The sequence below is a fragment of the Streptomyces sp. M2CJ-2 genome (assembly GCF_016757295.1).
In the GTDB taxonomy this organism is placed as follows: domain Bacteria; phylum Actinomycetota; class Actinomycetes; order Streptomycetales; family Streptomycetaceae; genus Streptomyces.
This window is the reverse complement of sequence record NZ_JAESIF010000014.1, coordinates 16,188-40,442: the sequence shown is the minus strand read 5'-3', so window position 1 is coordinate 40,442 and position 24,255 is coordinate 16,188. Positions and strand designations below refer to the sequence as shown.

The following is a 24,255-nucleotide window of genomic DNA, read 5'->3' as shown; positions in this document are numbered from 1 at the left end:
CGGCGGGCGCTCAAGCGGCTTCGGGGTCGCGGAACGTCCGCCGGTAGGCGTTCGGGGTCGTGCCCACGGTGCGCATGAAGTGATGGCGCAGCGTGGCCGCGTTGCCGAAGCCCGTACGGCCCGCGACCGCGTCCACCGTCTCGTCCGTCCCCTCCAGCAGCTGCTGGGCGAGCAGGACCCGCTGGCGCAGGATCCAGCGGTACGGGGTGGTGCCGGTCTCCTGCTGGAAGCGGCGGGCGAAGGTGCGCGGGGACATGTGGGCGCGGGCCGCGAGCTGCTCGACCGTGACCTCCTCGTCCAGATGGCGCTCCATCCACATCAGCACCTCGGAGACGGTGTCGCCCACGGACCGCGGCAAGGGCCGCTCGATGTACTGAGCCTGGCCCCCCTCGCGGTGCGGGGGCACCACCATGCGCCGCGCGATCCGGTTGGCGACGGCGGAACCCTGTTCCTTGCGCACGAGATGCAGACAGGCGTCGATGCCGGCGGAGCTGCCCGCGGAGGTGATCACCGGGTCCTCGTCGACGTAGAGCACATCCGGTTCGACGGTCAGGTGGGGATGCCTTTCGGCCAGCGCATCCGCATGGCGCCAGTGGGCGGCGGCGCGCCGGCCGTCGAGGAGGCCGGCGGCGGCGAGCACGAACACGCCGGAGCAGACGCTGAGCACCCGGGCGCCCCGGTCCACGCCCCGGCGCAGCGCGTCCAGCAGTTCGGGCGGGAAGTCCCGTGTCTCGTAGCAGGACCCGGCGGGTACGGCGATGAGGTCCGCCGTCTCCAGGCGCTCCAGGCCGTGCTCGACCTGGAGCGAGAAGCCCGTGTTGCTGCGCAGGGCGGGGCCTTCGGCCGAGGCGACCGCGAAGTCGTAGACGGGCAGGCCCTCATCGCTGCGGTCGGTGCCGAAGACCTCGCAGACGACGCCGAGTTCGAAGGGGTTCACGCCGTCGAGCAGGACGACGGCCACGTTGCGGAGCATGGCTCCAGTGTGCCTCGCCGATGGCAGTAAATCGAGGGGGTGCGGCAGTTCTGCCACTGGTTGCCGGGGAGTGTCCGGCGCGACAGTGATGCACATGGATACGACGCAGATGGAAGCACTGATCGGAATGCTGTTCGTCCTCGGACTGCTCGCCCTGATGGTCCTCCCCGCCGTCGTCGGCATCGCGCGCGACCGGAGGACGGACCGGCAGCTGAGGCAGGCCGAGACCGACAGCGCCGCAGCCGAACGGGGTACGGCCGGACGTGCGGCTGCCGCGTGGCGGCGCACGGCCGCCGGGCCGTCCCGGCCGGCGGGGAGCACCGCGCACGGCCCCGCGCGGTGTGCCGCCACGCGGCACACCGCACACGCGGCGTGAGACGGGCGGCACCCCGGCGGATCCCGGACGGGGCCCCAGGTCCTGCAGACCCTCCTAGAAGTCCTCGTCCAGGTCGACCGTGCCCTCCACGGCGACCTGGTACGCGGACGGACGCCGCTCGAAGAAGTTCGTGAGCTCCTGGACGCCCTGCAACTCCATGAAGGAGAACGGGTTGTCCGAGCCGTACACCGGCGCGAAGCCCAGACGGACGAGACGCTGGTCGGCGACGCACTCCAGGTACTGCCGCATCGACTCGGTGTTCATGCCCGGCAGCCCGTCACCGCACAGGTCGCGCCCGAACTGCAGTTCCGCCTCGACCGCTTCGCGCAGCATGTCCGTCACCTCCTGCTGAAGCCGGTCGTCGAACAGCTCCGGCTCCTCCTTGCGCACGGTGTCGACCACGTCGAAGGCGAAGGACATGTGCATCGTCTCGTCCCGGAACACCCAGTTGGTGCCCGTCGCGAGGCCGTGCAGCAGGCCCCGGCTGCGGAACCAGTACACATAGGCGAACGCCCCGTAGAAGAACAGGCCCTCGATGCACGCGGCGAAGCAGATCAGGTTGAGCAGGAAACGGCGGCGGTCGGCCCGCGTCTCCAGCCGGTCGAGCTTCTCCACCGAGTCCATCCACCTGAAGCAGAACTCGGCCTTCTCACGGATGGAGGGGATGTTCTCCACCGCGGCGAAGGCGGCGGCGCGGTCCTCCGGAGCGGGCAGATAGGTGTCCAGCAGGGTCAGATAGAACTGGACGTGCACCGCCTCCTCGAATAGCTGTCGCGACAGATACAGCCGCGCTTCCGGGGAGTTGATGTGCTTGTAGAGGGTGAGCACCAGGTTGTTGGCCACGATCGAGTCGCCGGTGGCGAAGAAGGCCACCAGCCGCCCGATCAGGTGCTGCTCCTCCGGACTGAGCTTCGCCAGGTCGGCGACGTCCGAGTGGAGGTCGACTTCCTCCACGTGCCAGGTGTTCTTGATGGCGTCCCGGTAGCGCTCGTAGAAGTCGGGGTAGCGCATGGGGCGCAGGGTGAGTTCGAAGCCCGGGTCGAGGAGGTTCTGGGCTCGGGCGGTGGCGGCGGTGGTGGACATCACTGGCAGGCCTCGCAGGACTCGGGGTTCTCAAGGGAGCAGGCGACCGCTTCGGGGTCGGGTGCCGACTGCCGGCCGGGGGCCGGGGCGGGTGCTTGCGTTCGGGCTTGGCCCTGGGCCGCGCGGGCGATGCGGGTCGCGGGGCGCGAGCGCAGGTAGTACGTGGTCTTCAGGCCCCGCTTCCAGGCGTAGGCGTACATCGAGGAGAGCTTGCCGATGGTCGGCGTCTCCATGAACAGGTTCAGCGACTGCGACTGGTCCAGGAACGGGGTGCGGTCGGCGGCCATGTCGATCAGGGAGCGCTGCGGGATCTCCCACGCGGTGCGGTACAGCCCGCGCACCTCCTCGGGGATCCAGGTGAAGTCCTGCACCGAGCCACCCGCCTCGCGCAGCGCCTCACGGGTCCGCGCGTCCCAGACGCCCAGCCGCTTCAGGTCGTTCACCAGGTACGAGTTGACCTGGAGGAACTCGCCGGACAGCGTCTCGCGCTTGAACAGGTTGGACACCTGCGGCTCGATGCACTCGTACACGCCCGCGATCGACGCGATGGTGGCGGTCGGCGCGATCGCCAGGAGCAGCGAGTTGCGCAGGCCGGCCCGGCCCATGCGCTCGCGCAGCGCGGCCCACCGCTCGGGCCAGGCCGCCTCGACGCCGTAGTGGTCGGGGTGCAGGACGCCCCGGGCCGTGCGCGTCTTCTCCCAGGCCGGCAGGGGGCCGTGGGACTCGGCGAGGCCGGCGGACGTCTCGTACGCGGCGAGCATGATCCGCTCGGCGACACGGGTCGAGAGGGCCTTCGCCCCGGGGGAGTCGAAGGGCAGCCGGAGCTGGAAGAAGACGTCCTGGAGGCCCATCACGCCCAGCCCCACCGGGCGCCAGCGGGCGTTGGAACGGCGCGCCTGCTCGGTCGGGTAGAAGTTGATGTCGACGACCCGGTCCAGGAAGGTGACGGCGGTGCGGACGGTGGCGTCCAGCCGTTCCCAGTCGAGGCCTCCGTTCGCCCGGTCGACGAACGCGCCGAGGTTGACCGACCCCAGATTGCAGACCGCCGTCTCTCCGTCACTGGTGACCTCGAGGATCTCCGTGCACAGGTTGGACGAGTGGACGACGTGGCCCGGCTCGGCGGTCTGGTTGGCGGTGCGGTTGGCGGCGTCCTTGAAGGTCATCCAGCCGTTGCCGGTCTGGGCGAGGGTGCGCATCATGCGCCCGTACAGCTCCCGCGCGGGGAGCGTCCTCGTCGCCAGACCCGCCGCCTCGGCCGCCCGGTAGGCAGCGTCGAACTCCTCGCCCCACAGGTCGACCAGGTCCGGGACGTCGGACGGGGAGAACAGCGACCACGGCGCGTCGGCGTTCACCCGGCGCATGAACTCGTCCGGTACCCAGTGCGCGAGGTTCAGGTTGTGCGTACGGCGGGCGTCCTCACCGGTGTTGTCGCGCAGCTCCAGGAACTCCTCGACGTCTGAGTGCCAGGTCTCCAGGTAGACCGCCGCCGCGCCCTTGCGCCGGCCGCCCTGGTTCACGGCGGCGACCGAGGCGTCCAGGGTCTTCAGGAACGGGACGATGCCGTTGGAGTGCCCGTTGGTGCCGCGGATCAGCGAACCGCGGGAGCGGACGCGGGAGTAGGCCAGACCGATGCCGCCGGCGTGCTTGGAGAGGCGGGCCACCTGGTGGTAGCGGTCGTAGAGGGAGTCCAGTTCGTCCTTGGGGGAGTCGAGGAGGTAGCAGGACGACATCTGGGGGTGCCGGGTGCCGGAGTTGAACAGGGTGGGGGAGGAGGGAAGGTACTCCAGGCGGCTCATCAGCTCGTACAGCGCGGCGACCTCGTCCACCGAGCGGGCGCTGTCGTCCTCGGCGAGACCGGCGGCGACCCGCAGCAGGAAGTGCTGCGGCGTCTCGACGACCTTGCGGGTGACCGGGTGCCGCAGCAGGTAGCGGCTGTGCAGGGTGCGCAGGCCGAAGTAGCCGAAACGGTCGTCCGCGTCGGGGTCGATCAGCGCGTCGAGACGGGCCGCGTGCAGCAGGACGAACTCGGCGGTCCGGTCCGCGACGAGGCCCTCGCGGTGGCCCGTCGAGATCGAGGAGGTGAACGACGTGACACCCTGCGAGGCGGCCTCGGCACGGATGCCGAGCGTCAGCAGTCGTGCGGCGAGCCGGGAGTAGGCGGGGTCCTCGGAGATGAGCCCGGCTGCCGCCTCGGTGGCCAGTTCCCGCAGCTCGGTCTCGTCCGCGTGGGCGGACCGGCCGCGCAGCGCGGCGGCGGCGACCCGGCCGGGGTCGGCGTCGGGGAGGTCGGCGGTCAGCCCGGTCAGGGACCGCAGCAACGCGGCACCGGGGCCGTCGCTCGCGTCGGTCGGGCCGACCGCTGAAGCAGGATCGGCTGGCGCGATGGTCACGTGGGGCTCTCCCTCGCTCGGCACGGGGCCTCGCCGAGGGCAGCGGGCAGCACACGGGCACGCGCACGCGCCTCGCGTCCACCGGCCCATCCCACGAGGCCCGGACGTCAGGCACCCGGACCGGACGGCCGGGCGCACTGTCGGCAGGTCCTCGGACTGAAGCCCGTGCGGGCACGCGGGAAACGCGGACACGCACAAGTACACCGTTGCGGGACAGTTCCGGATTCGCACCGGATTCCCCTGCGGCGACAGCAAGCATGAGCATACATCTTGTGCCGTCTGTCGCCAGCAGGCCCATATCTTGTGTCAGGGTGGTGCTGGAGCGCGGTGATGTCAGAGCGTCAGCTCGTAGGTGAGCAGCATGATGTCGTCCAGGTCCGGCAGCGGGTTCCAGTCGCGCTCGGGGGTGCGGGTGAAACCCAGCCGTTCGTAGACGCGGTGGGCGGAGCGCATGGTGCGCTGGGTCGACAGCACGATCCGCCGGCACCCCTCGACCGCCCGTGCCCGGTCGACGCAGGCGCGCACCAGGGCCTCTCCGGCGCCCCGGCCCCGGCCCGCGCGGGCGACCGCCAGCATCCGGATCTCCGCCTCGTCCGGCCCCGCTATGTCGGCCATCGGACCGGGGCCCGGCACGAAGGTCACCCCGCCCAGCACCGTCCCCCGCTCCACGGCGACCAGCACCTCGGCGGCCGCCGCCCGCCCCGCCACGTCCCGGAGCCGGCCGAGGTACGCGTCGCTCTCCCCGAAGTCCAGCAGCCCGTCCAGCAGGTAGGCCTGCGCGGTGATCTCACCCAGTTCCGCGTACTCGCCGGGCTCCACCGGCCGGATGACGATGTCCATGGTGCGAGTGTGCCGGACGGATACGACAACGGGCCGCCGGATTTCTCCGGCGGCCCGTCACCCGATGTGCCCGGGGCGTCAGTGGGAGCTGCCGGCCGTGGCCGGCGGGAGCTCCACCTTGACGCCCGGGTCGCCCGCGTCCGCCGTGTAGTCCTCCGGCCTGGTCTGGTCGATGCCCTCGGGCGCCTTGAGCGACCTCATGACGAAGGTCAGCACGACCGTGACCACGACATTGAGCACGAAGGCGGTGAGACCGATGTAGCCGATCTCGCCGATCCCCGGGATCTCCTTCGCGGACCCGCCGAAGTGCTTCTGCGTCGGCGAGGCCACCCCGTACGCCGCGACCGTGCCGTAGACCATGCCGACCGCCCAGCCGCCGAGCAGCGCCCAGCGGTGGAACCAGCGGGTGAACAGGCCGCCCACCAGGGCCGGGAAGGTCTGCAGGATCCAGATTCCGCCCAGCAGCTGGAAGTTGATGGCGACCGTCTTGTCCATGGTCAGGACGAAGGCCAGCGCACCCACCTTCACCAGCAGCGAGACCACCTTGGAGACCTGGGTCTCCTGCGCCGGTGTCGCGTCGGGCTTGAGGAAGTCCTTGTAGATGTTGCGGGTGAACAGGTTCGCGGCCGCGATCGACATGATCGCGGCCGGCACCAGCGCACCGATGCCGATCGCCGCGAAGGCCACGCCCGCGAACCAGGCCGGGAACATGTTCTCGAAGAGCTGCGGGATCGCCAGCTGGCCGTTGCTGACCTCGACCCCGGCCGCGATCGCCATGAAGCCGAGCAGCGCCAGCAGGCCCAGCATCAGCGAGTACAGCGGCAGGATCGTGGTGTTGCGGCGGATCACCTCACGGCTGCGCGAGGACAGCGTCGCGGTGATCGAGTGCGGGTACATGAACAGCGCGAGCGCCGAGCCCAGCGCCAGCGTGGCGTACGTCCACTGCCCCGCCTCGGCCGGCACCAGCGCACCGCGCGGCGCGCCCGTGGCCGGGTTGGTCTCGCTGTACGCCTCGCTCGCCTTGGCGAAGACGGCGTCGAAGCCGCCCAGCTTGATCGGGATGTAGATGATCGCCACCGCGATCACGAGGTAGATCAGCGTGTCCTTCACGAACGCGATCAGCGCGGGGGCCCGCAGACCCGACGAGTACGTGTACGCGGCCAGCACGCCGAAGGCGATCAGCAGCGGCAGGTCCTTGACGAACCAGTGGGTGCTCTCCCCGCCGCCGACGCCCATCACGTCCAGCACCGCCTGGATACCGACCAGTTGGAGCGCGATGTACGGCATCGTCGCCAGGATGCCGGTGAGCGCCACCGCCAGCGACAGCCCCTTGGAGCCGAACCGGCCGCGCACGAAGTCGGACGTCGTCACATAGCCGTGCCTGTGCGAAACCGACCACAGCCGGGGCAGGAAGGTGAAGATCAGCGGGTACACGAGGACCGTGTACGGCACCGCGAAGAAGCCCGCCGCGCCGGCCGCGTAGATCGCCGCCGGCACGGCCACGAAGGTGTACGCCGTGTACAGGTCGCCACCGAGCAGGAACCAGGTGACCCAGGTGCCGAACGACCGCCCGCCCAGGCCCCATTCGTCGAGGCTGTGCTCGTTCGCGGCCCTGCGCCAGCGGGCGGCCAGGAAGCCCATCACCGTGACGAGGACGAAGAAGAAAACGAAGACGGCGAGTGCCACGCCGTTCACGCCGTCGTTCACCGCTGCGCACCGCCCTTCACGGCCGCGCGGGCGCGCTGATCACGCTGCCACAGCTTGTACGCGGTCATCGTCAGTGAGGCGGAGACCGGCACCCACAGCATCTGGTACCAGTAGAAGAACGGGATGCCGATGAGGACGGGGTCGGTCTTCGCGTACGAGCCGACCCACATCAGGGCCACGAACGGTGCCAGGAGGCAGGCGGCGATGACGACGCGCATCGGCGTCACCACCGGCCATCTGCTGGTTTCTGGGGCTTGCGACATAGAACGGTTCCGTCCCCTCGCTGATCGCCTGTTTGACGCGCAGGAAATCTAGGTCGCGGCGGACCGGGGCGGAACCCCTCGCGGGGATTGCGTACTTAAACTCCACGGAACCTCGCCCGGACAGCGGCGGAATCTCAGGGGAAACCCCCGCCAATCCCTCCGGACTCAGTCCTGCGGGCGCTTCAGACGGGCGACGAACTTGTACCGGTCGCCCCGGTACACCGACCGCACCCACTCCACCGGCTGCCCGTCCCGGTCCCGGGAGTGCCGGGAGAGCATCAGCATCGGCAGTCCCACATCGGTGCCGAGCAGGCCGGCCTCGCGGGGGGTGGCCAGTGAGGTCTCGATGGTCTCCTCGGCCTCCGCCAGGTGGACGTCGTACACCTCGGCGAGGGCGGTGTAGAGGGAGGTGTACTTGACGAGGCTGCGGCGCAGCGCCGGGAAGCGCTTCGCGCTCAGGTGCGTGGTCTCGATGGCCATCGGCTCGCCGTTGGCCATGCGCAGCCGCTCGATGCGCAGCACCCGTCCGCCGGGGGCGATGTCGAGCAGTTCGGCGAGCCCGTCGTCGGCGGTGACGTAGCCGACGTCCAGCAGTTGGGAGGTGGGCTCCAGGCCCTGGGCGCGCATGTCCTCGGTGTACGAGGTGAGCTGCAGCGCCTGCGAGACCTTGGGCTTGGCGACGAAGGTGCCCTTGCCCTGGATGCGCTCCAGGCGGCCCTCGACCACCAGCTCCTGGAGCGCCTGGCGCACGGTGGTGCGCGAGGTGTCGAACTCCGCCGCCAGGGTGCGCTCGGGCGGGACCGGCGTGCCGGGCGGAGCCGTCTCGGTCATGTCCAGCAGGTGCTTCTTCAACCGGTAGTACTTGGGCACGCGGGCCGTACGGACCGTGGTTCCGCCCTCGCTCTCCGTGCTGTTGACGTCGGTGCTCATGCTCTGCCTTCCCGGCTCCGAGTGCCGAACGACCGACACCCCATCGGCCCCGGCTCACATCGTGGCACGGCTGTGGGCGGGGAGGTTCCCCGCACGCTCCGTGATCCCCTCTGTATACCCCCGGGGCAGGGGCTGGTCTAGTCCACCGGGGTGGCCCGTGGACACCCGGTGCCCACGACGCCCACAGTGCCCTTGGGGCCTTCGGTCAGATCCCCTGCCAGTCCGGCTTGTTCACGTAGGCGTGCCGGAAGTAGTCGGCGAACTTGAGCTTGCCGGCGGCAGCCTCGTCGACGACGACCGTGGCGTGCGGGTGCAGCTGCAGCACGGACGCCGGGCACACGGCGGCCAGCGGACCCTCGACGGTCGCGGCGATCGCCTCAGCCTTGCCCTCGCCGGTGGCGAACAGCACCAGGTGGCGGGCCTCCATGATGGTGCCGACGCCCTGGGTGATGACGTGGTGCGGGACCTGGTCGACGTCGCCCTCGAAGAAGCGCGCGTTGTCCGCCCGGGTCTGCTCGGTCAGCGTCTTGATCCGGGTGCGTGAGACGAGTGAGGAGCACGGCTCGTTGAACCCGATGTGCCCGTCCGTCCCGATGCCGAGCAGCTGCAGGTCGATGCCGCCGGCCTCGCCCAGCGCCTTGTCGTACGCCTCGCACGCGGCCTGCACGTCCTCGGCCGAGCCGTCGGGCCCCATGAAGGCGTCCACCCCGATCCCGAGCGGCTCCAGCACCTCGCGCCGGACCACCGAACGGTAGGACTCGGGGTGATCGGCGGGCAGCCCCACATACTCGTCGAGCTGGGCGATCCTCGCCCGGGAGGCGTCCACGGCGCCGGAGCGCACCTCGGCGGCCAGCGCCTGGTAGACGGGCAGCGGCGTGGAGCCGGTGGCCACGCCGAGCAGGGCGTCGGGCCTGCGCCGCAGGAGTTGGGCCATGGCACCGGCGATGATTTCGCCGCCGACCTTGGCGTCCGGAACGATGACAACTTCCACGCTGGGCCTGCCGATCTGAGAGGGGGACTCGACTGGTGACCGACCCCGGGCGGGGCGGGCGAGTCTTATGGTTTAGACCAATATAAATTTAACAGAACCGGGGCTCCGCCCCCGGGCCGAAGCCGCGGGTGCCGGGCCCTCGGCCCCACCCCAGCATCCCAGGACGGGGCGGTCGCGGCCCACTCGCCGAAATCACCGTGCTCTTCCGGCCCCGCGCCGCGCTCCCGCGGGATAGGCTGCGCAGTGGACGACAGTGGACCCGTCTCCGCGTGATCATGGAAAACGCGACATCGAAAGTCAACGCCGAAGTCAACACGGAAAGTTGACGCAGGAAGTCGATGTGAGAAGTCGGCATGAGAAGTCGACGCGGAAAAAGACAACAGTGAACAGTCTCCGACACATGGACACGGGTAGTGGTCTAGTCCACAATGCGTACCAGTGCACACCAGCCTGCCTTCCCCGCACAGGAAGGCGGACCGAGGACCCGGAGCTCTCTGCCCTGACTGCCCCGGTTCCTCACCCCTCGGCCGACCGGGACCGCACACCCCTCGGCCGATGTCGCTCCGGGCTGCGGTGCCGGGAGGGCTGAGGGTCCCTCTCAGGCGCCGCGGCCCGCGGGTGTTTCCGGGGGAGGGTGCGACGCCCCGGTACGCTCGTTGACGTGCCCTCCATGAACGAACTCGTACTCCAGCACACGGCGCTCGACGACACCGACCTCGAGTGGCTGCATCTGCTGGTCTCGGAGTGGCAGCTGCTCTCCGACCTGTCCTTCGCCGACCTGGTCCTGTGGGTCCCCACCCGGGACGGCACTCGTTACGTCTCCGTCGCCCAGATGAGGCCCAACACCGGCCCGACCTCGCACCAGGACGACATGATCGGCCATCTCGTCCCGCGCGGTCGCCGGCCCATGCTGGACGCGGCCCTGGACGAGGGGCGGATCGTGCGGGAGGGCGACCCGGAGTGGCGCGAGGAGGTTCCGGTCCGCGTCGAGTCCATCCCCGTGCGGCGTGAAGGGCGCGTTCTCGGCGTCATCGCCCGCAACACCAACCTCCTCACGGTGCGCACCCCCAGCCGGCTGGAGCTCACCTACCTGCAGAGCGCCTCCGACCTCGCGCAGATGATCGCTACCGGAGCCTTTCCGTTCGCGGACCGGCAACTCGACATGGGCGCCCTGCCCCGGGTGGGCGACGGGCTGATCCGGCTCGACGCCGAGGGCATCGTCCAGTACGCCTCCCCGAACGCCCTGTCCGCCTACCACCGTTTGGGCCTCGCGGCCGACCTCGTCGGCCACCACCTCGGCCGCACCACCGCCGAACTGGCCCCTTCCCGCGGGCCGGTGGACGAGGCGCTCGCCAAGGTCGCCAGTGGCTGGGCGCCGCGCGAGTTCGAGATCGAGGCGACCGGCGTGGTCATCCAGTTCCGGGCGATCCCGCTCAAACCGAAGGGAACCCGCATCGGTTCACTGGTCCTGCTCCGGGACGTCACCGAACTTCGCCGCCGCGAACGCGAGCTGATCACCAAGGACGCGACCATCCGGGAAATCCACCACCGGGTGAAGAACAACCTCCAGACGGTGGCGGCGCTGCTGCGCCTCCAGGCCCGGCGGATCGGTTCCGAACGCGGCCGCGCGGCGCTGGAGGAAGCGGTGCGCCGGGTCGGGTCCATCGCGATCGTGCACGAGACGCTTTCTCAGAACCTGGACGAGCGCGTGGAGTTCGACGAGATCGCCGACCGGGTCCTGGCGATGGTCGCCGAGATCTCCCCGGGCAAGGTCACCGGCCGGCGCACCGGCCGCTTCGGCATACTCGACGCCGAGGTCGCCACCCCGCTGTCGATGGTGTTGACGGAGGTGCTGCAGAACGCCCTGGAGCACGGCTTCCGTGAGGGGGAGACCGGCACGGTCGAGGTGACCGCGGTCCGCGGCGGCACCACGAAGGAGACCCGTCTGCTGGTCACCGTCCAGGACGACGGCGTCGGCCTGCCCGAGGGCTTCGACCCGCACACCGCGGGCAACCTGGGCCTGCACATCGTGCGGACCCTGGTCGAGGGCGAGTTGAGCGGCACCTTCGACATGGTCCCGGCCCCGGAAGGGGGCACCCGGGTGATCCTGGACATCCCGGTGGACATGAACAAGTGACACGGAGCGACAAGCGAAGAGCCCCGGACCGGGGAACGGTCCGGGGCTCTTCGCTTGTTTGATGGCGTTCCCCTCCGGCTCGAGGTGAGCCGAGAACTCGGGGGAGCATCGGGGGAACTGCGTGCTGCGGCTCGGGGGCGGGAGTTGCGTACGCGCTGTACGCGCCGCCAAGCTCAGGCTGTCAGCAGGGGTGGGTTGTCAGGCGGATGCCTGACGGGCCCGGTTGCGGGCGGCGCGGCGCTTCATTGCGCGGCGCTCGTCCTCGCTGAGACCACCCCAGACGCCGCTGTCCTGACCGGACTCGAGTGCCCACTGCAGGCAGCTCTCGATGACCGGGCAGCGACGGCAGACGGCCTTGGCTTCCTCGATCTGCAGCAGCGCAGGACCGGTGTTGCCGATGGGGAAGAACAGCTCGGGGTCTTCCTCGCGGCAAACGGCGTTGTGACGCCAGTCCATGGCTGCTACCTCTCCTTGGTGTGAACTACACGATGGCTTGTGAATGTGAACGCTTTCACGAATCCCCCAACAAGTGAAGGGCCGAACGCCAGGTTCCCTGGCGTGGTCCTTGGGTATGAAGGGGGGTTCCGGCGGTCTGTGGAGGCCGATGCTGCGGGCCGTCCCGATCGCCATGTAGAGACTCGCAAACCTCGGCGGCGGATACAACCCCTTCCGGAAAGTTTTTTTTGATTCATCGGTGTCGACTAGGTCACAGCCGTACTTCTATGGGGTGGATCCTGGTCTAAACGTTCGAGTGAAAGGACTTTAGCCTTTTCCGCTCACACAATCACACGCAGTGCACGGCGAACGCCTGTGAACGTCACGCTGGTGCGCAGTCCGAGGTGGTCACCGTCCATCTGGAGGGGCAGTGGCACCTTCGAATGCAAGGTGAACTGGGTCAGATCGTGTCCGGCGACCACATGCCTGCCCCGGGGCCCGCGCTCGGGGGACGAAGTGAGCAACTGGGTGCCATACCGGGCAACGGCGGCGGTGGACAGCCGCTTCAGACCGAAGATGTCGAGGCCGGTATCGAACGAGGCCTTAGGCGACGCGTAGATCGGGCGATTGCCGAGAAACGTCCACGGGGAGGCGTTCGACACTATGGAGAGCAGCAGATCGGTGACCGGCTCCTCGCCCGGCTGCTCCAGCGTTATCACCCCGTGCCGACGGCGCGGCTCTCCGAGCAACTGGCGCACCACCTGACGCATGTACAGCGCGTGAGTGGACTTCTTGCCCCGCTCACGGTGCTGTTCCACCCGGCCGACCACCCCGGCGTCGAAGCCCAGTCCCGCGTTGAACGTGAACCAGCGGGGCGGCACGGCCTCGTCGTCCGTCCCCGGCGTGCCCGACGTCAGGCCCAGACCGACGGTGCGCTCGCGGCTCTCGCGCAGCGCGTCCAGCAGGACGCCGGTGGCCTCCACGGGCTGGTTGGGCAGGCCCAGGGCGCGGGCGAAGACATTGGTGGAGCCGCCGGGGACCACGGCGAGGCCGGGCAGGTGCTCCGGGTCGGGGCCGGCGTGCAGCAGGCCGTTGACGACCTCGTTGACCGTGCCGTCGCCGCCGAGGGCCACCACCAGATCGATGTCGTCGCTCTCCGCCGCCTGCCGGCCCAGATCCCGTGCGTGACCCCGGTACTCCGTGGTCACCGCTTCCAGTTTCATCTCACTGGCGAGCGCGTGGATCAGCACATCGCGCGTACGCGCACTCGTGGTGGTTGCCGCCGGATTGACCACGAGAAGTGCACGCATGCGTTGCAGGGTACCTACTGGGCGGTACCGGAGCCCAGGCCGAGGGGTGATCGGAAACGGATGCGGGGTGGGGCCAGGGGCGCGAACCTCGGCACGGGGACGCGTACGGGCGAGGGCTACCCTTCAGGGGTGAGCAGCGAGCAGACCCCCACCACCACTCCGGACGCCGCCGGCCCCCGCCCGCGCCGTCTGACGTACGCCGCGGGGCTCGCCGCCCTGGAGGGGCTGGGCCTGCTGGCCGGCGGGGTCTGGATGCTGGTCCGCGGGCTCACCGGCCAGCCGGACGACCGGCAGCAGGCCGTCACCGGCGGACTCACGCTGGTGGTGCTCGCGCTGCTGCCGCTGCTCGCCGCGCGCGGACTGCTCGGCCGCCGGAGCTGGAGCCGCGGCCCGGCCGTCATCACCCAACTCCTGGCGCTGCCGGTGGCCTACAACCTGCTGCGGTCCGACAGCGTGGCCATCCCGGTGGGAATCGTGCTCGCGGTGGTGGCCGTGACGGCCCTGGTGCTGCTGCTCAACCCCGAGACGACCCGGGCCCTCGGCATCCGGGGGCCCGGGAACTCCGAGAAGTAGCTTTCCCCCCGGGCCGCCGCTGCCGTTCGGGCGCCGTCGGCGTTCACTCCCGCCGCGGCGGCTCGCTCCACCGCGCGGCGGCTCACTCCCCGCTCACTCCTCCACGAGGAGCTTCTCGCGCAGCTGCGCGAGCGTGCGGGCCAGCAGCCGGGAGACGTGCATCTGCGAGATGCCGACCTCCTGCGCGATCTGCGACTGGGTCATGTTGCCGAAGAAGCGCAGCAGCAGGATCCGCTTCTCGCGCGGAGGGAGGTCCTCCAGCAGCGGCTTGAGCGACTCGCGGTACTCCACCCCCTCCAATGCCTCGTCCTCGGCGCCCAGGGTGTCCGCGACCGCCGGGGACTCGTCGTCGGTGTCGGGGACGTCCAGGGACAGCGTGGAGTACGCGTTGGCGGACTCCAGGCCCTCCAGGACCTCCTCCTCCGAGATCGCCAGCTTCTCGGCGAGCTCGTGCACCGTGGGGGAACGGCCGTGCAACTGCGAGAGCTCGGCCGTGGCCGTCGTCAGCGCCAGCCGCAGCTCCTGCAGCCGGCGCGGCACGCGCACCGCCCAGCCCTTGTCGCGGAAGTGCCGCTTGATCTCGCCGACGACCGTCGGGGTCGCGTACGTCGAGAACTCCACGCCGCGGTCCGGATCGAAGCGGTCGACCGACTTGATCAGACCGATGGTGGCGACCTGGGTCAGGTCGTCCAGCGGTTCCCCGCGGTTGCGGAAACGGCGCGCGAGGTGCTCCACGAGCGGCAGATGCATGCGGACCAGCCGGTTGCGCAGCTCCGCGTACTCGGGGCTGCCGTCCTGCAGGGTGCGCAGCTCGAGGAACAAGGCGCGTGCCCCGCTGCGGTCCTGCGGGTCGCGCTGGGCGCCGTGCGTCACCGGGGTGTGCCGGACACCCTGGGCGCTCGGCGTCCGCGGCACCTCGCTCTCGGCGTGTCGCTCGTGCTCGTTCATCGTCCCGCCCGTCGCCCTTCCCCGAGCGCTCGCCTCGTCCCCCGCCGTCGGCCTCGCCCGCGCCGGGGCTTCCCGGTGTCCGGGGGAGGCCCCGGGCCGCCGCCCGGCCTCGGGCGTGCTCCGTGCGACACCGCCGGGCTGCCCGCCGCCCGGCGGACCGGCCTGAGCGGAGTCGTCCTCCGGGTGGGGCCGGGCCTGTTCCGGGATGGCGTCGATGCCGTCGATACCGCCCGGCATCCGCTCGGCAGGCAGCCCCCGTGTGCCGCGTTCTTCGTCCCGCACCGGCCCGTCCTCGTTCCTCACGTCGGCCCGGGTCCCGCGCCGCGCTGTTTGTAGAGGCTGATCGAAACGGTTTTGTCGTCGTCCACGGCGGAGGAGACCTTGCCCGCGAGAGCGGACAGGACGGTCCACGCGAAGGTGTCACGCGAGGGAGCGTGACCGTCCGTGGTCGGCGCCGAAACCGTGACCTCGAGCGAGTCGTCGACGAGGCGGAAGACGCAACTGAGCACCGAACCCGGCACGGCCTGCTGAAGCAGGATCGCGCAGGCCTCGTCGACCGCGATGCGCAGGTCCTCGATCTCGTCGAGGGTGAAGTCCAACCGGGCCGCGAGACCGGCCGTGGCCGTACGCAGCACCGACAGGTAGGCACCCGCAGCCGGCAGCCGGACTTCCACGAAGTCCTGGGTCGCGGGCTCGCCTGCGATCTGGGACACCCTCACCTCCAAGGTGGTACAAGCGTTCAGGGCCGGGGTCGCCCCCGGGCAACGCGATACGTGGTTCAGCGGTGACGCTACCGCGCTCCCGACGGTCCTGTCCCCGGGACCCCGACCCACACTGTCACTCATAGTAAAACCACGGATACACTCCGTGGCTAGGGGTCTGCGGGCCCGAAAGGGAAGAGCGCGCGCCGGATTGACGTACCCAGACGTCACACGGTCGAACCGTCCGTTGCCGGAGTCCTCTCGCGTCACACCGGGACGTGCTCGGCGAGATACTGGAACCAGTCTGCCACCGTGCCCGTGCAGTCAGGTGCTCACGTGCTCAGGTGCTCACGGGAAGGGGCGGCCGGTGACGACCGCCGCGACCGTGCTCCCGCGCGGGAACGCGTTCTCCTCGGCCAGGGAGACAAGGGCGTAAAGCAACTTGGCGACATAGACACGTTCGACGGGTGCGCCGTGGCGTTGCTCGAAGTCCGCGGCGAACTCCTCGAGCTCCGGGGCGGTACGGGCGTAACCGCCGAAGTGGAAGCGGTCGTCCAGGCTCCAGTCGCCGAGCGGACCGCCGAACGCCTCGGTCTGGAGGGCGCGTATGTCCGTGGCCAGAAAGCCGCCCTTCAGTACCGGAACGCCCAGCGCGCGAGCGCCGGAGCCGAGTCCGGCGGCCAGCCCGGCGAGCGTCCCGCCCGTGCCGCACGCCACCGCGACGACGTCGGCCCGGCCGTCCAGCTCCTCGCCGAGCGCCCGGCAACCGCGCACGGCCAAGGGGTTGCTGCCGCCCTCGGGGACGACGTACGCGTCCTCGGTGCCCGCCGCGCGCAGCACGGCTGCCAAGGTGCTGGGCGCGGTCTTGCGGCGGTAGGTCGCCCGGTCGACGAAGTGCAGCCGCATGCCGTCGGCCGCGCACCGGGCCAAGGAGGGGTTGAGGGGGCGGTCGGCGAGCTCCTGGCCGCGCACCACGCCGACCGTGCGCAGACCGAGCAGTCGGCCGGCGGCGGCGGTGGCCCGCAGATGGTTGGAGTACGCGCCGCCGAAGGTGAGCACGGTCCGGCCGGCTGCCGCCGCGAGATTCGGCGCGAGTTTGCGCCACTTGTTTCCGATCAGTTCCGGGTGGATCAGGTCGTCCCGTTTCAGCAGCAGCCGCACCCCGCGCCGCTCGAACCGCTCGTCCACGACGTCCTGCACCGGTGAGGGCAGGCGGGGGTGCAGAGCCGCGAGGCCCGCGCGGTCGGCGGAGGAGGCGGCGGATGCGGGGTCGGGGGTGTCCGAGCTGGTCACCGGGCCATTGTCGCCCGGCGGGAGGAGCTGAGCACCGGGTGGGGCGGGCGCCGGCCGTCCGGGGCGAGCATGGCTGAATTCCGCCGCCGTCGGTCGTGCCGCGGGCGAACGCGTGGCCGATGTCCTTCGTCAGTTCGAACTGCCGCTCGGGACCGGCTCCCCGGTGCCGGGTTGCCCGGCGGCCTCGGCGGGGGTGTCGCGGCGGTGGCCGCGGCCCCGGTGGCGGGCGAGGCCGATCAGGGACGGGCCTCCCCACAGGCACCACAGGGCGATCACCGGATCGCAGATCGCGCAGCCCAGCGACGAGGTGGGGGCGAACGGGATGATGGGGTTGCCCTTGAGGTGGTGGACGACGTCCCACGCGGTGTGCAGCAGCCAGCCGAAGCCGATGAACGTCCACGAGTCCAGGCCGCGGAACGCGACATAGGTGATCAGCGCCGTGAAGGCGAACTCCCAGCCGCCCAGGCCGCCCCCGCTGAGGTAGGCGGCGCCCGCGCCGGCGACCATGACGGCGTTCAGCCGCCGCCGGTGCGGCTCGCGGACGAGGGACATCAGCAGGGCGTAGAGAACACCGATGCCGATGGGGGCGACGTACTGCATGGCGGGGCCTTTTCCTGGGGGGAGGGGGTCGCCCACCACGCTAGAAGCGGGTTTCCCGCGCACCCAGGGGGCCGGGCGACAGCTTCCGACGGATTGTCGCCAGGCCGGGCCCGGCGCCCCGCACACCCGCGTACGTCCCCGGACGCCGCGTCACTTCAGCCGGTCACGGATGCGCGTCCGCATCGACGCCATCGTGAACCCGCGCGGATCCACCTTCCCGGGCTGCCACTCCAGGTGTCCGATCACCGATCGTTCGTTCCACCCGTGGCGACGGCAGACCGCGGCGGCGGCCCTCTCGACGGCTTCCAGCTGCGCCGCGGGCCAGGGGTCGTCCCCGTCGCCCAGGTTCTCGCACTCGAAGCCGTAGAAGTGCCGGTTGCCGTCGGTGTTCTGCTCGTTGTCCGCGGGGAGCGACCTCTCCGCGATCACGGCGCGCAGCACGTCGTCGTCGCCCAGGCCCGCGTGGTTGGCCCTGCCGTAGCCGACGAGGTGGACCCGACCGTCCTTGGTGATGACGCCGTGGCACAGCGGCCCCGGCAGACCCTCGTAGCCCTTGCGGCACAGCTCGACGGTCCGGGCACTGCCCCGGGTGACCGTGTGATGGATCATCACGCCGTGGACCGGGCCCCAGGGGCCCTTGTGATTGCGGTTGTGATCGCGCCAGTCGCCGACCTCGACGACTCTGAGGCCCTCCGCTTTCAGAGCGCTCAGGAACGCGCTCGCGGACATGGGTGGGGCCATGGCCGCCCCTCCTTCTCGCGCCGCGACGGCCGCCGGTCGCGGCCGCCTCGTACGGTGCTTGTACCTGAACGGAGCGAGCGCCACCCATCGCCCGAGCCCCGTACGAGCCGATCCGGACAATGTCCGGTCGCCGGGCCGCCGCTGAACGGAACCTCCATGAATGCCCATGGATTTGAAGATCCATTCCCGCTCATTCGGGTAATACCGCAGCCACGTTCCGTGAGGAAGGGTCTGTCTCGGAGACCGGCGTCCGGCACGGATGGGCGCCGGTCACAACTGGGAGGGCAATTCCTTATGTCGGTAGGCGAAGAGGTCCGCACGGAGCAGACCCGGCAGCAGCAGAGTCTCGGCACGGCGGCGGCGCGGAACCTGGCCACCACCACCAAGTCCGTACCGCAGATGCAGGAGATCAGCTCGCGCTGGCTGCTGCGCATGCTGCCCTGGACGGACGTGCAGGGTGGTACGTACCGGGTGAACCGGCGGTTGACCTACGCCGTCGGGGACGGACGGGTGACCTTCGTGAAGACCGGTGACCGCGTCGAGGTGATCCCGGCGGAGCTGGGCGAGCTGCCGGCCCTGCGGTCGTACGAGGACGAGGAAGTGCTCGCGGAGCTGGCCACCCGCTGCCGACAGCGGGAGATCGGGGCCGGCCAGGTGATCGCCTCGTTCGGCAGTCCGGCCGACGAGGTGTTCCTGCTGGCCCACGGCAGGGTCGAGAAGGTCGGCACCGGCCCCTACGGGGGCGACGAGTCCCTCGGAATCCTCGCCGACGGCGCCTACTTCGGCGACCAGGCACTTCTGGACGAGGGCGCCATCTGGGAGTACACCACCCGCACCCTGACCGCCTGCACCGTGCTCGTCCTGCCGCGTGACGCCGTCGAGCAGGTCGCCGAGCGGTCCGAGACACTGCGCGGGCACCTCCGGGAGCAGCGCTCCGTCCCGAGTCAGCGCACCAACAAGTACGGTGAGCGGGAGATCGATCTCGCGGCCGGCCACAGCGGGGAACCGGACATCCCGCACACCTTCGTCGACTACGAGGCCAAGCCCCGCGAGTACGAACTGAGCGTCGCCCAGACCGTGCTGCGCATCCACACGCGCGTGGCCGACCTCTACAACCAGCCCATGAACCAGACGGAGCAGCAGATCAGGCTGACCGTCGAGGCGTTGAAGGAGCGCCAGGAGTACGAACTCATCAACAACCGGGGCTTCGGTCTGCTGCACAACTGCGAGTACGACCAGCGGATCCAGCCGCACGACGGCGTACCCGCCCCCGACGACCTGGACGAACTGCTCAGCAGGCGACGCGGGACCAAGCTGCTCCTCGCCCACCCGCGCGCGATCTCCGCGTTCGGCCGCGAGCTCAACAAGCGGGGACTCGTCCCCGAGACCATCGACATGGCCGGCAACCGCATCCCCACCTGGCGGGGTGTGCCCATCTTCCCGTGCAACAAGATCCCGGTGACGGAGGAGCGTACGACCTCCATCATCGCGCTGCGTACGGGCGAGGAGGAGCAGGGCGTCATCGGACTGCGGGCGTCCGGCCTCCCCGACGAGATCGAGCCGAGCCTGTCCGTGCGTTTCATGGGCGTCAACGAACAGGCCATCATCAAGTACCTGGTCACGGCCTACTATTCGGCTGCCGTCCTGGTGCCGGACGCGCTCGGCGTCCTGGAGAACGTCGAGATCGGTCGCTGGCGGTGACCTTCCGCGATCTTTCGGCGCGTACGCCGTGTCCCCGCCCGTTCGGGCGGGTACACCCTGGGGGTGCGCGCGTGACGCAGGCGGAAGTACCACCTCCGCTCATCCTTCGAGACGGGTCCAGAGGTGAGTCCATGACGGAATCGATGACCGAGCCGAAGACGGAGAGCGAGTACCGACCCGCCGAGTGTCACGAGGCGGCGATCCTGCTGGAGCGGGCGCGGGCCGAGGTCGTCCCCGTGCTGCGGGCCGCCATCGGCTCGATGCCCGGCCCGCTGCGCCGGATCGGTCTCTACCACTTCGGCTGGGAGAACGCGGACGGCACCCCGGCCGCGGCTGGGTCCGGCAAGGCCATCCGCCCCGCACTGGTGCTCGCCGCGGCCTCCGCCCTCGGCGGGCCCGCGGCCCGGGCGGCGGCGGTACGGGCGGCCGCCGCGGTGGAACTGGTCCACAACTTCACGTTGCTGCACGACGACGTGATGGACCGGGACACCACCCGGCGCCACCGGCCCACCGCATGGACCGTGTTCGGTGACGACGACGCGATCCTCGCCGGAGACGCCCTCCACGCGCTCGCCCTGCGGCTGCTCGCCGAGGACCCGCACCCCGCGTCCCGGGCCGCGGTGGCCCGGCTGGCGGACTGCGTCGTGGAACTGTGCGCCGGACAACAGGCGGACACGGCCATGGAGGGGCGCGACCCAGGGGAGGTCACCCTCGAGGAGACCCTCGCCATGGCCGAGGCCAAGACGGGCGCGCTGCTCGGCTGCGCCTGCGCGCTCGGCGCGCTGTACGCCGATGCCGCGGCGGCGGACGTGGCGGCACTGGACGCGTTCGGCCGTGAGTCGGGGCTGGCCTTCCAGCTCATCGACGACGTGATCGGCATATGGGGCGACCCCCGGCACACCGGCAAGCCCGTCGGCGCGGATCTGGCAGCCCGCAAGAAATCCCTGCCGGTGGTCGCCGCGCTCACCTCCGGCACCCCGGCGGCGTCCGAACTCGCCGGACTGTACGGGGCTCCGCACGCGGACGAGGAGGACCTGGAGTACATCGCCCTGACCGTGGAACGGGCGGGCGGCCGCGACTGGGCGCAGGCCCAGGCGGCCGACCGCATGGCTCGGGTGATGCAGGAACTCGCTCGCGCGGTGCCCGACCCGGAGGCGGCGGGCGGTCTGCTGGCCCTCGCCGAGTTCGTGACCCGGCGCACCGCGTAGACCGCCCGGCGGGTCCCGCACTTCCCCACGGTGTGCGGGACCCACCGGGCATGCGGCGCGGCCGGACGAGATGTCGGCAAGCGTCTGCTGCCACCCTCCCGTTAGGCTCAACACCCGTACGGTAGAAGAGAGTTGAGGCGAAGGGGTGGACGTGGGCGTGGCGATCCGGACGGCTGGGGACGGGGACCGGGAACTGCTGGTCCGGCTGCTGGACGAGGCGTTACAGGACGACCCGGTGAGCAGCTGGGTCTTCCCCGGCGAGGAGTACCGCCGTACGACGCACCACAGGCTGATGGCCGCCTTCACCGACCTCGTGCTCGTCGAGGGACGCGTCGACGTCACGGAGGACGGCTCGGCGTGCGCGCTGTGGCTGTCGGTGCCGGCGGCCGAGCACGGCGACGGGACGCCCGAGGACGACGAGGGGCCGGCCGAGGTACGCCGTGCCGTCGACCCGGAGAACGAGCGGGTGGAGATGATCGGCCGGCTGACGGCGGGCATCCACCCTTCCGGGCGGGCCCACGAGTACCTGTGGATGATCGGCGTGACACCCGCCCGGCAGGGCGAGGGGCTCGGTACCGCGCTCATCGGCTCGGTCCTCGACCGCTGCGACCGGGAGGGGCGGCCGGCCTATCTGGAGGCGAGCAGCCTCCGCAGCCGCGTGCTGTACGAACGCCTCGGCTTCGCCCCGGCCGGCGAGCCCCTGCTCCTCCCGGACGGCCCCCACATGTGGCCGATGTGGCGCGAACCTCGCACTCGTGCGGTCGGCCGGCCCTTCGAGCACGCCTGACCGCCCCGCTTCCCCCTTCTCGGTCTCACCTCCCGAGTCAGGGACGTTCGGCCCTGGTCACCGGCCCGTGCCCCGGCTTCACTGGCCAGGGATCGGGCCGGGGACCGGAGGCCGAGGACTGTCAGGGGCGAGATGAGTACAACGGCGCGTGGCAACGGAGCGGGACACGACGGAGGGGCGGGCGGGGAGATCGCGTTGGTCGGGCACGCCGATCTCACCCCGCGCGCGCTCGAACTGGTGGAGTGCGAGCTGCGACAGCGTCTGGAGGAACGCTGCGCCCGGGGAGCGGCCATGGTGCGGTGCGGGGCGGGAGCGCCGCTGGCGTTCGGCCGCGCGGCGCGTGCGTCGGGCCGCCGTCTGATCGTCGTCATCCCCACGGACCACGGGGTTCCCGCCATGCCGCCCAGGCGCGACCGGATGGCCGCCGGTGAGCTGCTGAACCTCGCCGACCAGGCGCGGCTGCTGGAGTACGACCCGCATCACCGCGATTCCTGCGTCGGTGCGGACGAGCGGATGGTCGCCTCCAGCGGCCTCCTCCTGGCGGTCTGGGACGGGTCGCCGTCCAACGGCCGCGACGCCACCGCCCATCTGGTGACGTATGCCCGCGCCCGAGGCATCCCCGTCGAGATCGTCTGGCCCGCGGGCGCCGAACGCGAGACTGTGCCGGCTGTGCCAGCTGTACCGGCCGCCAGGGAGCGGGCCGTACCCGCCACCGGCCGCCACGGGGCCCGGCGCTGACGACCACTGCGCTCTCCTCCCTCTGACTCCGCGGCCTGTTCGACCTTCTCCGGCACGGTCGTGGCCGCGATCCGCTCCACGAACCCGATCGTGCAGGGCACCGGCCTGTCGATGTCCGGCGTGGACTTCCCGGTGACGGAGTTCGCGTCCGAACCAGCACGCCGTTCATGAACGGCGTGCTGGTTCGGACGTACAGCAGGAAGCGCTGGACCGCAGTCGGGCCTACCCTGGGGACATGGGCAGCGACGAGCCGGTCTGTCCCGCCTGCGGACAGCCAGTGGAGATGGTCGTCCGGCGTCACAAGACGCTGGGCGCATGGGTCCCGACCTGGGTCCACGGACCGTGCGGCAACCGGGAGTGCGAGCGGTACCCGGACCGCGATGCCGTCGCCGACGCCCCCGCCGGGCCCCTCCGGACCGAGTCCGCCGAGAACGCGGCCCCCACGAAGGAAACAGGCCCGCGTTCCGTCTCCTGACGCGCACCCGTGCTTGCCCCGTGACCGCGAGAAGTCGAGCGGTGCGGGTTCACCGGCTCGCCGACGATCCTGATCAACGGCCGTGACCCGTTCGCCGGCCCGGCCGGGCACCGGGGCCGGCCTGCCGGACCGTGAGCGGTCTGTCCGGGGTGCCGGACGTCGAACAGCTCCGCCAGGCCCTTGCCTCTTGCGGCCCGTATCGACGGTTGACGCCTGCGGGAGCCGTCGTCAGGCTCGGGCGGCGGGCGCGTTCCGTTCCAGGCGGGCGCGCAGGGTGCCTTCGAAGTCTTCGGCGCGGGAGAGTTGGACGCGGAGCTTCTCGACCTGTTCGGCGGCGTTCTGCTGGTAGGTGCGGACGCGTTCCAGGAGGGCCTCGCGCTCGTCGGCATCGAGGGTGGCGTCAGCGTCGAGGCGATCGGTGGCGTCGAGCAGGTCGCGCATCTGGTCCAGGGTGAAGCCGAGCGGCTTCATCCGCCGGATGACCATGAGGCGGGCGACGTCGTTCTCGGTGTAAAGGCGGAACCCGCCCTGAGACCGTGCGGAGGGGGCGACGAGGCCGGCCTCCTCGTAGTGGCGGATCGTGCGCAGGGACAGCTCGGTCCGTGCGGCGACCTCGCCGATCTGCATGTGCTTGCCGTCCACGCCCGTGATCCCCTGGCCCTTCTCCTTGTCGGCGGCCTCGCCCCGGGTGGTTGCCGCTCATCTCTACTCTAACGTTAGAGTAGAGTTGCTGTTGGTGGGGGCGGCGTTCCGCCGCCTCGCCGTTGCCGTGTCGGGGCCGATGGTGCCCCCGGCGAAGTTCCGATTCTTGCAGGAGAGAAGCGTGCGCGAGCCCGTGACGCCCGGTGCCGCCGCCTGCCCGCCGTGACGCTTCGCCCTCGGGCGCGAGCCCGGCCGCGCTGACGGCCGTTCCCAGCCCCGTCCTCTTTCCGCTTTCCGCTTCCGGCTCCGCGAGGAGCCGCCCGCGGGGTGCCGGTCCGGCTCCCGCGTCCTCCCGCGTGCCCCGGCCTGCCGAACGGGGTGTGCCCGAGCACGACAGGTTCCGTCTCCCTTGT

At 70.8% G+C, this 24,255-nt stretch carries 24 protein-coding genes and 1 riboswitch; of the genes, 8 read left to right on the top strand and 16 right to left on the bottom strand.

What is annotated here, in order from left to right:
• Positions 1–10 precede the first annotated feature (10 nt).
• Positions 11–973, bottom strand: a complete 963-nt coding sequence (locus JL475_RS13895) for a helix-turn-helix domain-containing protein (protein ID WP_202277904.1) — start codon at positions 971–973, stop codon at positions 11–13.
• 94 nt (positions 974–1,067) lie between these two features.
• Here JL475_RS13895 and JL475_RS13890 point away from each other — a divergent pair, with 94 nt between their 5' ends.
• Positions 1,068–1,349 carry a hypothetical protein gene (locus JL475_RS13890; protein ID WP_202277903.1) on the top strand — a complete coding sequence of 94 codons (282 nt, stop codon included), beginning with the start codon at positions 1,068–1,070 and terminating at the stop codon, positions 1,347–1,349.
• Between the two features lie 54 nt (positions 1,350–1,403).
• Here the strand turns inward: JL475_RS13890 and JL475_RS13885 are convergent, their stop codons facing one another.
• The 7 genes from JL475_RS13885 to nagB form a co-directional block, all read right to left on the bottom strand.
• Entirely contained in the window at positions 1,404–2,432 is a 1,029-nt protein-coding gene (locus JL475_RS13885) for a ribonucleotide-diphosphate reductase subunit beta (protein ID WP_202277902.1), read from the bottom strand.
• Positions 2,432–4,822, bottom strand: a complete 2,391-nt coding sequence (locus JL475_RS13880; protein WP_202277901.1) for a ribonucleoside-diphosphate reductase subunit alpha — start codon at positions 4,820–4,822, stop codon at positions 2,432–2,434. The genes JL475_RS13885 and JL475_RS13880 overlap by 1 nt, the downstream gene beginning before the upstream one ends.
• Positions 4,823–4,946: 124 nt before the next feature.
• Positions 4,947–5,117: riboswitch (cobalamin riboswitch) on the bottom strand.
• Between the two features lie 38 nt (positions 5,118–5,155).
• A complete protein-coding gene (locus tag JL475_RS13875; protein WP_202277900.1) occupies positions 5,156–5,662 on the bottom strand; it encodes a GNAT family N-acetyltransferase in 507 nt (168 codons plus the stop codon).
• 78 nt (positions 5,663–5,740) lie between these two features.
• Positions 5,741–7,369, bottom strand: coding sequence for a monocarboxylate uptake permease MctP (gene mctP / locus JL475_RS13870; RefSeq protein ID WP_202277899.1), 1,629 nt, complete (start codon positions 7,367–7,369; stop codon positions 5,741–5,743).
• Complete coding sequence (locus JL475_RS13865) at positions 7,366–7,632, bottom strand: DUF3311 domain-containing protein (RefSeq protein ID WP_202277898.1); 267 nt, start codon at positions 7,630–7,632, stop codon at positions 7,366–7,368. The genes mctP and JL475_RS13865 overlap by 4 nt, the downstream gene beginning before the upstream one ends.
• 165 nt (positions 7,633–7,797) lie before the next feature.
• Positions 7,798–8,562, bottom strand: a complete 765-nt coding sequence (locus JL475_RS13860) for a GntR family transcriptional regulator (protein WP_202277897.1) — start codon at positions 8,560–8,562, stop codon at positions 7,798–7,800.
• A gap of 205 nt (positions 8,563–8,767) precedes the next feature.
• A complete protein-coding gene (gene nagB / locus JL475_RS13855) occupies positions 8,768–9,553 on the bottom strand; it encodes a glucosamine-6-phosphate deaminase (protein ID WP_202277896.1) in 786 nt (261 codons plus the stop codon).
• A gap of 661 nt (positions 9,554–10,214) precedes the next feature.
• On the opposite strand from nagB, the gene JL475_RS13850 reads away from it, so the two are divergent.
• On the top strand, positions 10,215–11,690 hold the full coding sequence (locus JL475_RS13850; protein WP_202277895.1) for a sensor histidine kinase: 1,476 nt from the start codon (positions 10,215–10,217) through the stop codon (positions 11,688–11,690).
• A gap of 198 nt (positions 11,691–11,888) precedes the next feature.
• On the opposite strand, the gene JL475_RS13845 is transcribed toward JL475_RS13850, so the two are convergent.
• On the bottom strand, positions 11,889–12,146 hold the full coding sequence (locus JL475_RS13845; RefSeq protein ID WP_030219886.1) for a WhiB family transcriptional regulator: 258 nt from the start codon (positions 12,144–12,146) through the stop codon (positions 11,889–11,891).
• Between the two features lie 320 nt (positions 12,147–12,466).
• Entirely contained in the window at positions 12,467–13,435 is a 969-nt protein-coding gene (locus JL475_RS13840; protein ID WP_202277894.1) for a diacylglycerol kinase family protein, read from the bottom strand.
• Positions 13,436–13,564: 129 nt separating this feature from the next.
• Here JL475_RS13840 and JL475_RS13835 point away from each other — a divergent pair, with 129 nt between their 5' ends.
• A complete protein-coding gene (locus tag JL475_RS13835) occupies positions 13,565–14,008 on the top strand; it encodes a hypothetical protein (protein ID WP_202277893.1) in 444 nt (147 codons plus the stop codon).
• Positions 14,009–14,101: 93 nt separating this feature from the next.
• Here JL475_RS13835 and JL475_RS13830 read toward each other — a convergent pair whose 3' ends face one another.
• The 5 genes from JL475_RS13830 to JL475_RS13810 all read right to left on the bottom strand — a co-directional run bounded on the left by JL475_RS13830 (position 14,102) and on the right by JL475_RS13810 (position 18,279).
• Positions 14,102–15,259: an RNA polymerase sigma factor SigF gene (locus JL475_RS13830; RefSeq protein ID WP_307825045.1), complete on the bottom strand. Its 1,158-nt coding sequence runs from the start codon at positions 15,257–15,259 to the stop codon at positions 14,102–14,104.
• A complete protein-coding gene (locus tag JL475_RS13825) occupies positions 15,256–15,669 on the bottom strand; it encodes an anti-sigma regulatory factor (RefSeq protein WP_129802215.1) in 414 nt (137 codons plus the stop codon). The genes JL475_RS13830 and JL475_RS13825 overlap by 4 nt, the downstream gene beginning before the upstream one ends.
• Positions 15,670–16,005: 336 nt before the next feature.
• On the bottom strand, positions 16,006–16,881 hold the full coding sequence (locus JL475_RS13820; RefSeq protein WP_237407090.1) for a 1-aminocyclopropane-1-carboxylate deaminase/D-cysteine desulfhydrase: 876 nt from the start codon (positions 16,879–16,881) through the stop codon (positions 16,006–16,008).
• A gap of 198 nt (positions 16,882–17,079) precedes the next feature.
• Entirely contained in the window at positions 17,080–17,550 is a 471-nt protein-coding gene (locus JL475_RS13815) for a DUF6010 family protein (RefSeq protein ID WP_237407062.1), read from the bottom strand.
• A 150-nt stretch (positions 17,551–17,700) separates the two neighbouring features.
• A complete protein-coding gene (locus JL475_RS13810) occupies positions 17,701–18,279 on the bottom strand; it encodes an N-acetylmuramoyl-L-alanine amidase (protein ID WP_237407088.1) in 579 nt (192 codons plus the stop codon).
• 306 nt (positions 18,280–18,585) lie between these two features.
• Between JL475_RS13810 and JL475_RS13805 the strand changes: the two genes are divergently transcribed.
• From JL475_RS13805 to JL475_RS13785, 5 genes are all read left to right on the top strand, one after another.
• Positions 18,586–19,992 (top strand): family 2B encapsulin nanocompartment shell protein, encoded by a 1,407-nt coding sequence (locus JL475_RS13805; RefSeq protein WP_202277890.1) that lies wholly within the window; start codon positions 18,586–18,588, stop codon positions 19,990–19,992.
• 131 nt (positions 19,993–20,123) lie between these two features.
• Complete coding sequence (locus JL475_RS13800; protein WP_202277889.1) at positions 20,124–21,200, top strand: family 2 encapsulin nanocompartment cargo protein polyprenyl transferase; 1,077 nt, start codon at positions 20,124–20,126, stop codon at positions 21,198–21,200.
• A 151-nt stretch (positions 21,201–21,351) separates the two neighbouring features.
• A complete protein-coding gene (locus JL475_RS13795; RefSeq protein ID WP_202277888.1) occupies positions 21,352–21,987 on the top strand; it encodes an N-acetyltransferase in 636 nt (211 codons plus the stop codon).
• A gap of 132 nt (positions 21,988–22,119) precedes the next feature.
• Positions 22,120–22,725 carry a hypothetical protein gene (locus JL475_RS13790; protein ID WP_202277887.1) on the top strand — a complete coding sequence of 202 codons (606 nt, stop codon included), beginning with the start codon at positions 22,120–22,122 and terminating at the stop codon, positions 22,723–22,725.
• 235 nt (positions 22,726–22,960) lie between these two features.
• The gene (locus JL475_RS13785) at positions 22,961–23,200 is read left to right on the top strand and encodes a hypothetical protein (RefSeq protein WP_202277886.1); all 240 of its coding nucleotides are present in this window, start codon (positions 22,961–22,963) and stop codon (positions 23,198–23,200) included.
• Between the two features lie 228 nt (positions 23,201–23,428).
• Here JL475_RS13785 and JL475_RS13780 read toward each other — a convergent pair whose 3' ends face one another.
• Entirely contained in the window at positions 23,429–23,842 is a 414-nt protein-coding gene (locus JL475_RS13780) for a MerR family transcriptional regulator (protein WP_202277885.1), read from the bottom strand.
• Between the last annotated feature and the right edge of the window lie 413 nt (positions 23,843–24,255).

Coding starts and splice junctions, on each gene's coding strand:
- JL475_RS13895 (WP_202277904.1), bottom strand. CDS start 973: ATGCTCCGCAACGTGGCCGTCGTCCTGCTCGACGGCGTGAACCCCTTC.
- JL475_RS13890 (WP_202277903.1), top strand. CDS start 1,068: ATGGATACGACGCAGATGGAAGCACTGATCGGAATGCTGTTCGTCCTC.
- JL475_RS13885 (WP_202277902.1), bottom strand. CDS start 2,432: ATGTCCACCACCGCCGCCACCGCCCGAGCCCAGAACCTCCTCGACCCG.
- JL475_RS13875 (WP_202277900.1), bottom strand. CDS start 5,662: ATGGACATCGTCATCCGGCCGGTGGAGCCCGGCGAGTACGCGGAACTG.
- JL475_RS13865 (WP_202277898.1), bottom strand. CDS start 7,632: ATGTCGCAAGCCCCAGAAACCAGCAGATGGCCGGTGGTGACGCCGATG.
- JL475_RS13860 (WP_202277897.1), bottom strand. CDS start 8,562: ATGAGCACCGACGTCAACAGCACGGAGAGCGAGGGCGGAACCACGGTC.
- JL475_RS13845 (WP_030219886.1), bottom strand. CDS start 12,146: ATGGACTGGCGTCACAACGCCGTTTGCCGCGAGGAAGACCCCGAGCTG.
- JL475_RS13840 (WP_202277894.1), bottom strand. CDS start 13,435: ATGCGTGCACTTCTCGTGGTCAATCCGGCGGCAACCACCACGAGTGCG.
- JL475_RS13815 (WP_237407062.1), bottom strand. CDS start 17,550: ATGCAGTACGTCGCCCCCATCGGCATCGGTGTTCTCTACGCCCTGCTG.
- JL475_RS13810 (WP_237407088.1), bottom strand. CDS start 18,279: ATGTCCGCGAGCGCGTTCCTGAGCGCTCTGAAAGCGGAGGGCCTCAGA.
- JL475_RS13805 (WP_202277890.1), top strand. CDS start 18,586: ATGTCGGTAGGCGAAGAGGTCCGCACGGAGCAGACCCGGCAGCAGCAG.
- JL475_RS13800 (WP_202277889.1), top strand. CDS start 20,124: ATGACGGAATCGATGACCGAGCCGAAGACGGAGAGCGAGTACCGACCC.
- JL475_RS13790 (WP_202277887.1), top strand. CDS start 22,120: ATGAGTACAACGGCGCGTGGCAACGGAGCGGGACACGACGGAGGGGCG.
- JL475_RS13785 (WP_202277886.1), top strand. CDS start 22,961: ATGGGCAGCGACGAGCCGGTCTGTCCCGCCTGCGGACAGCCAGTGGAG.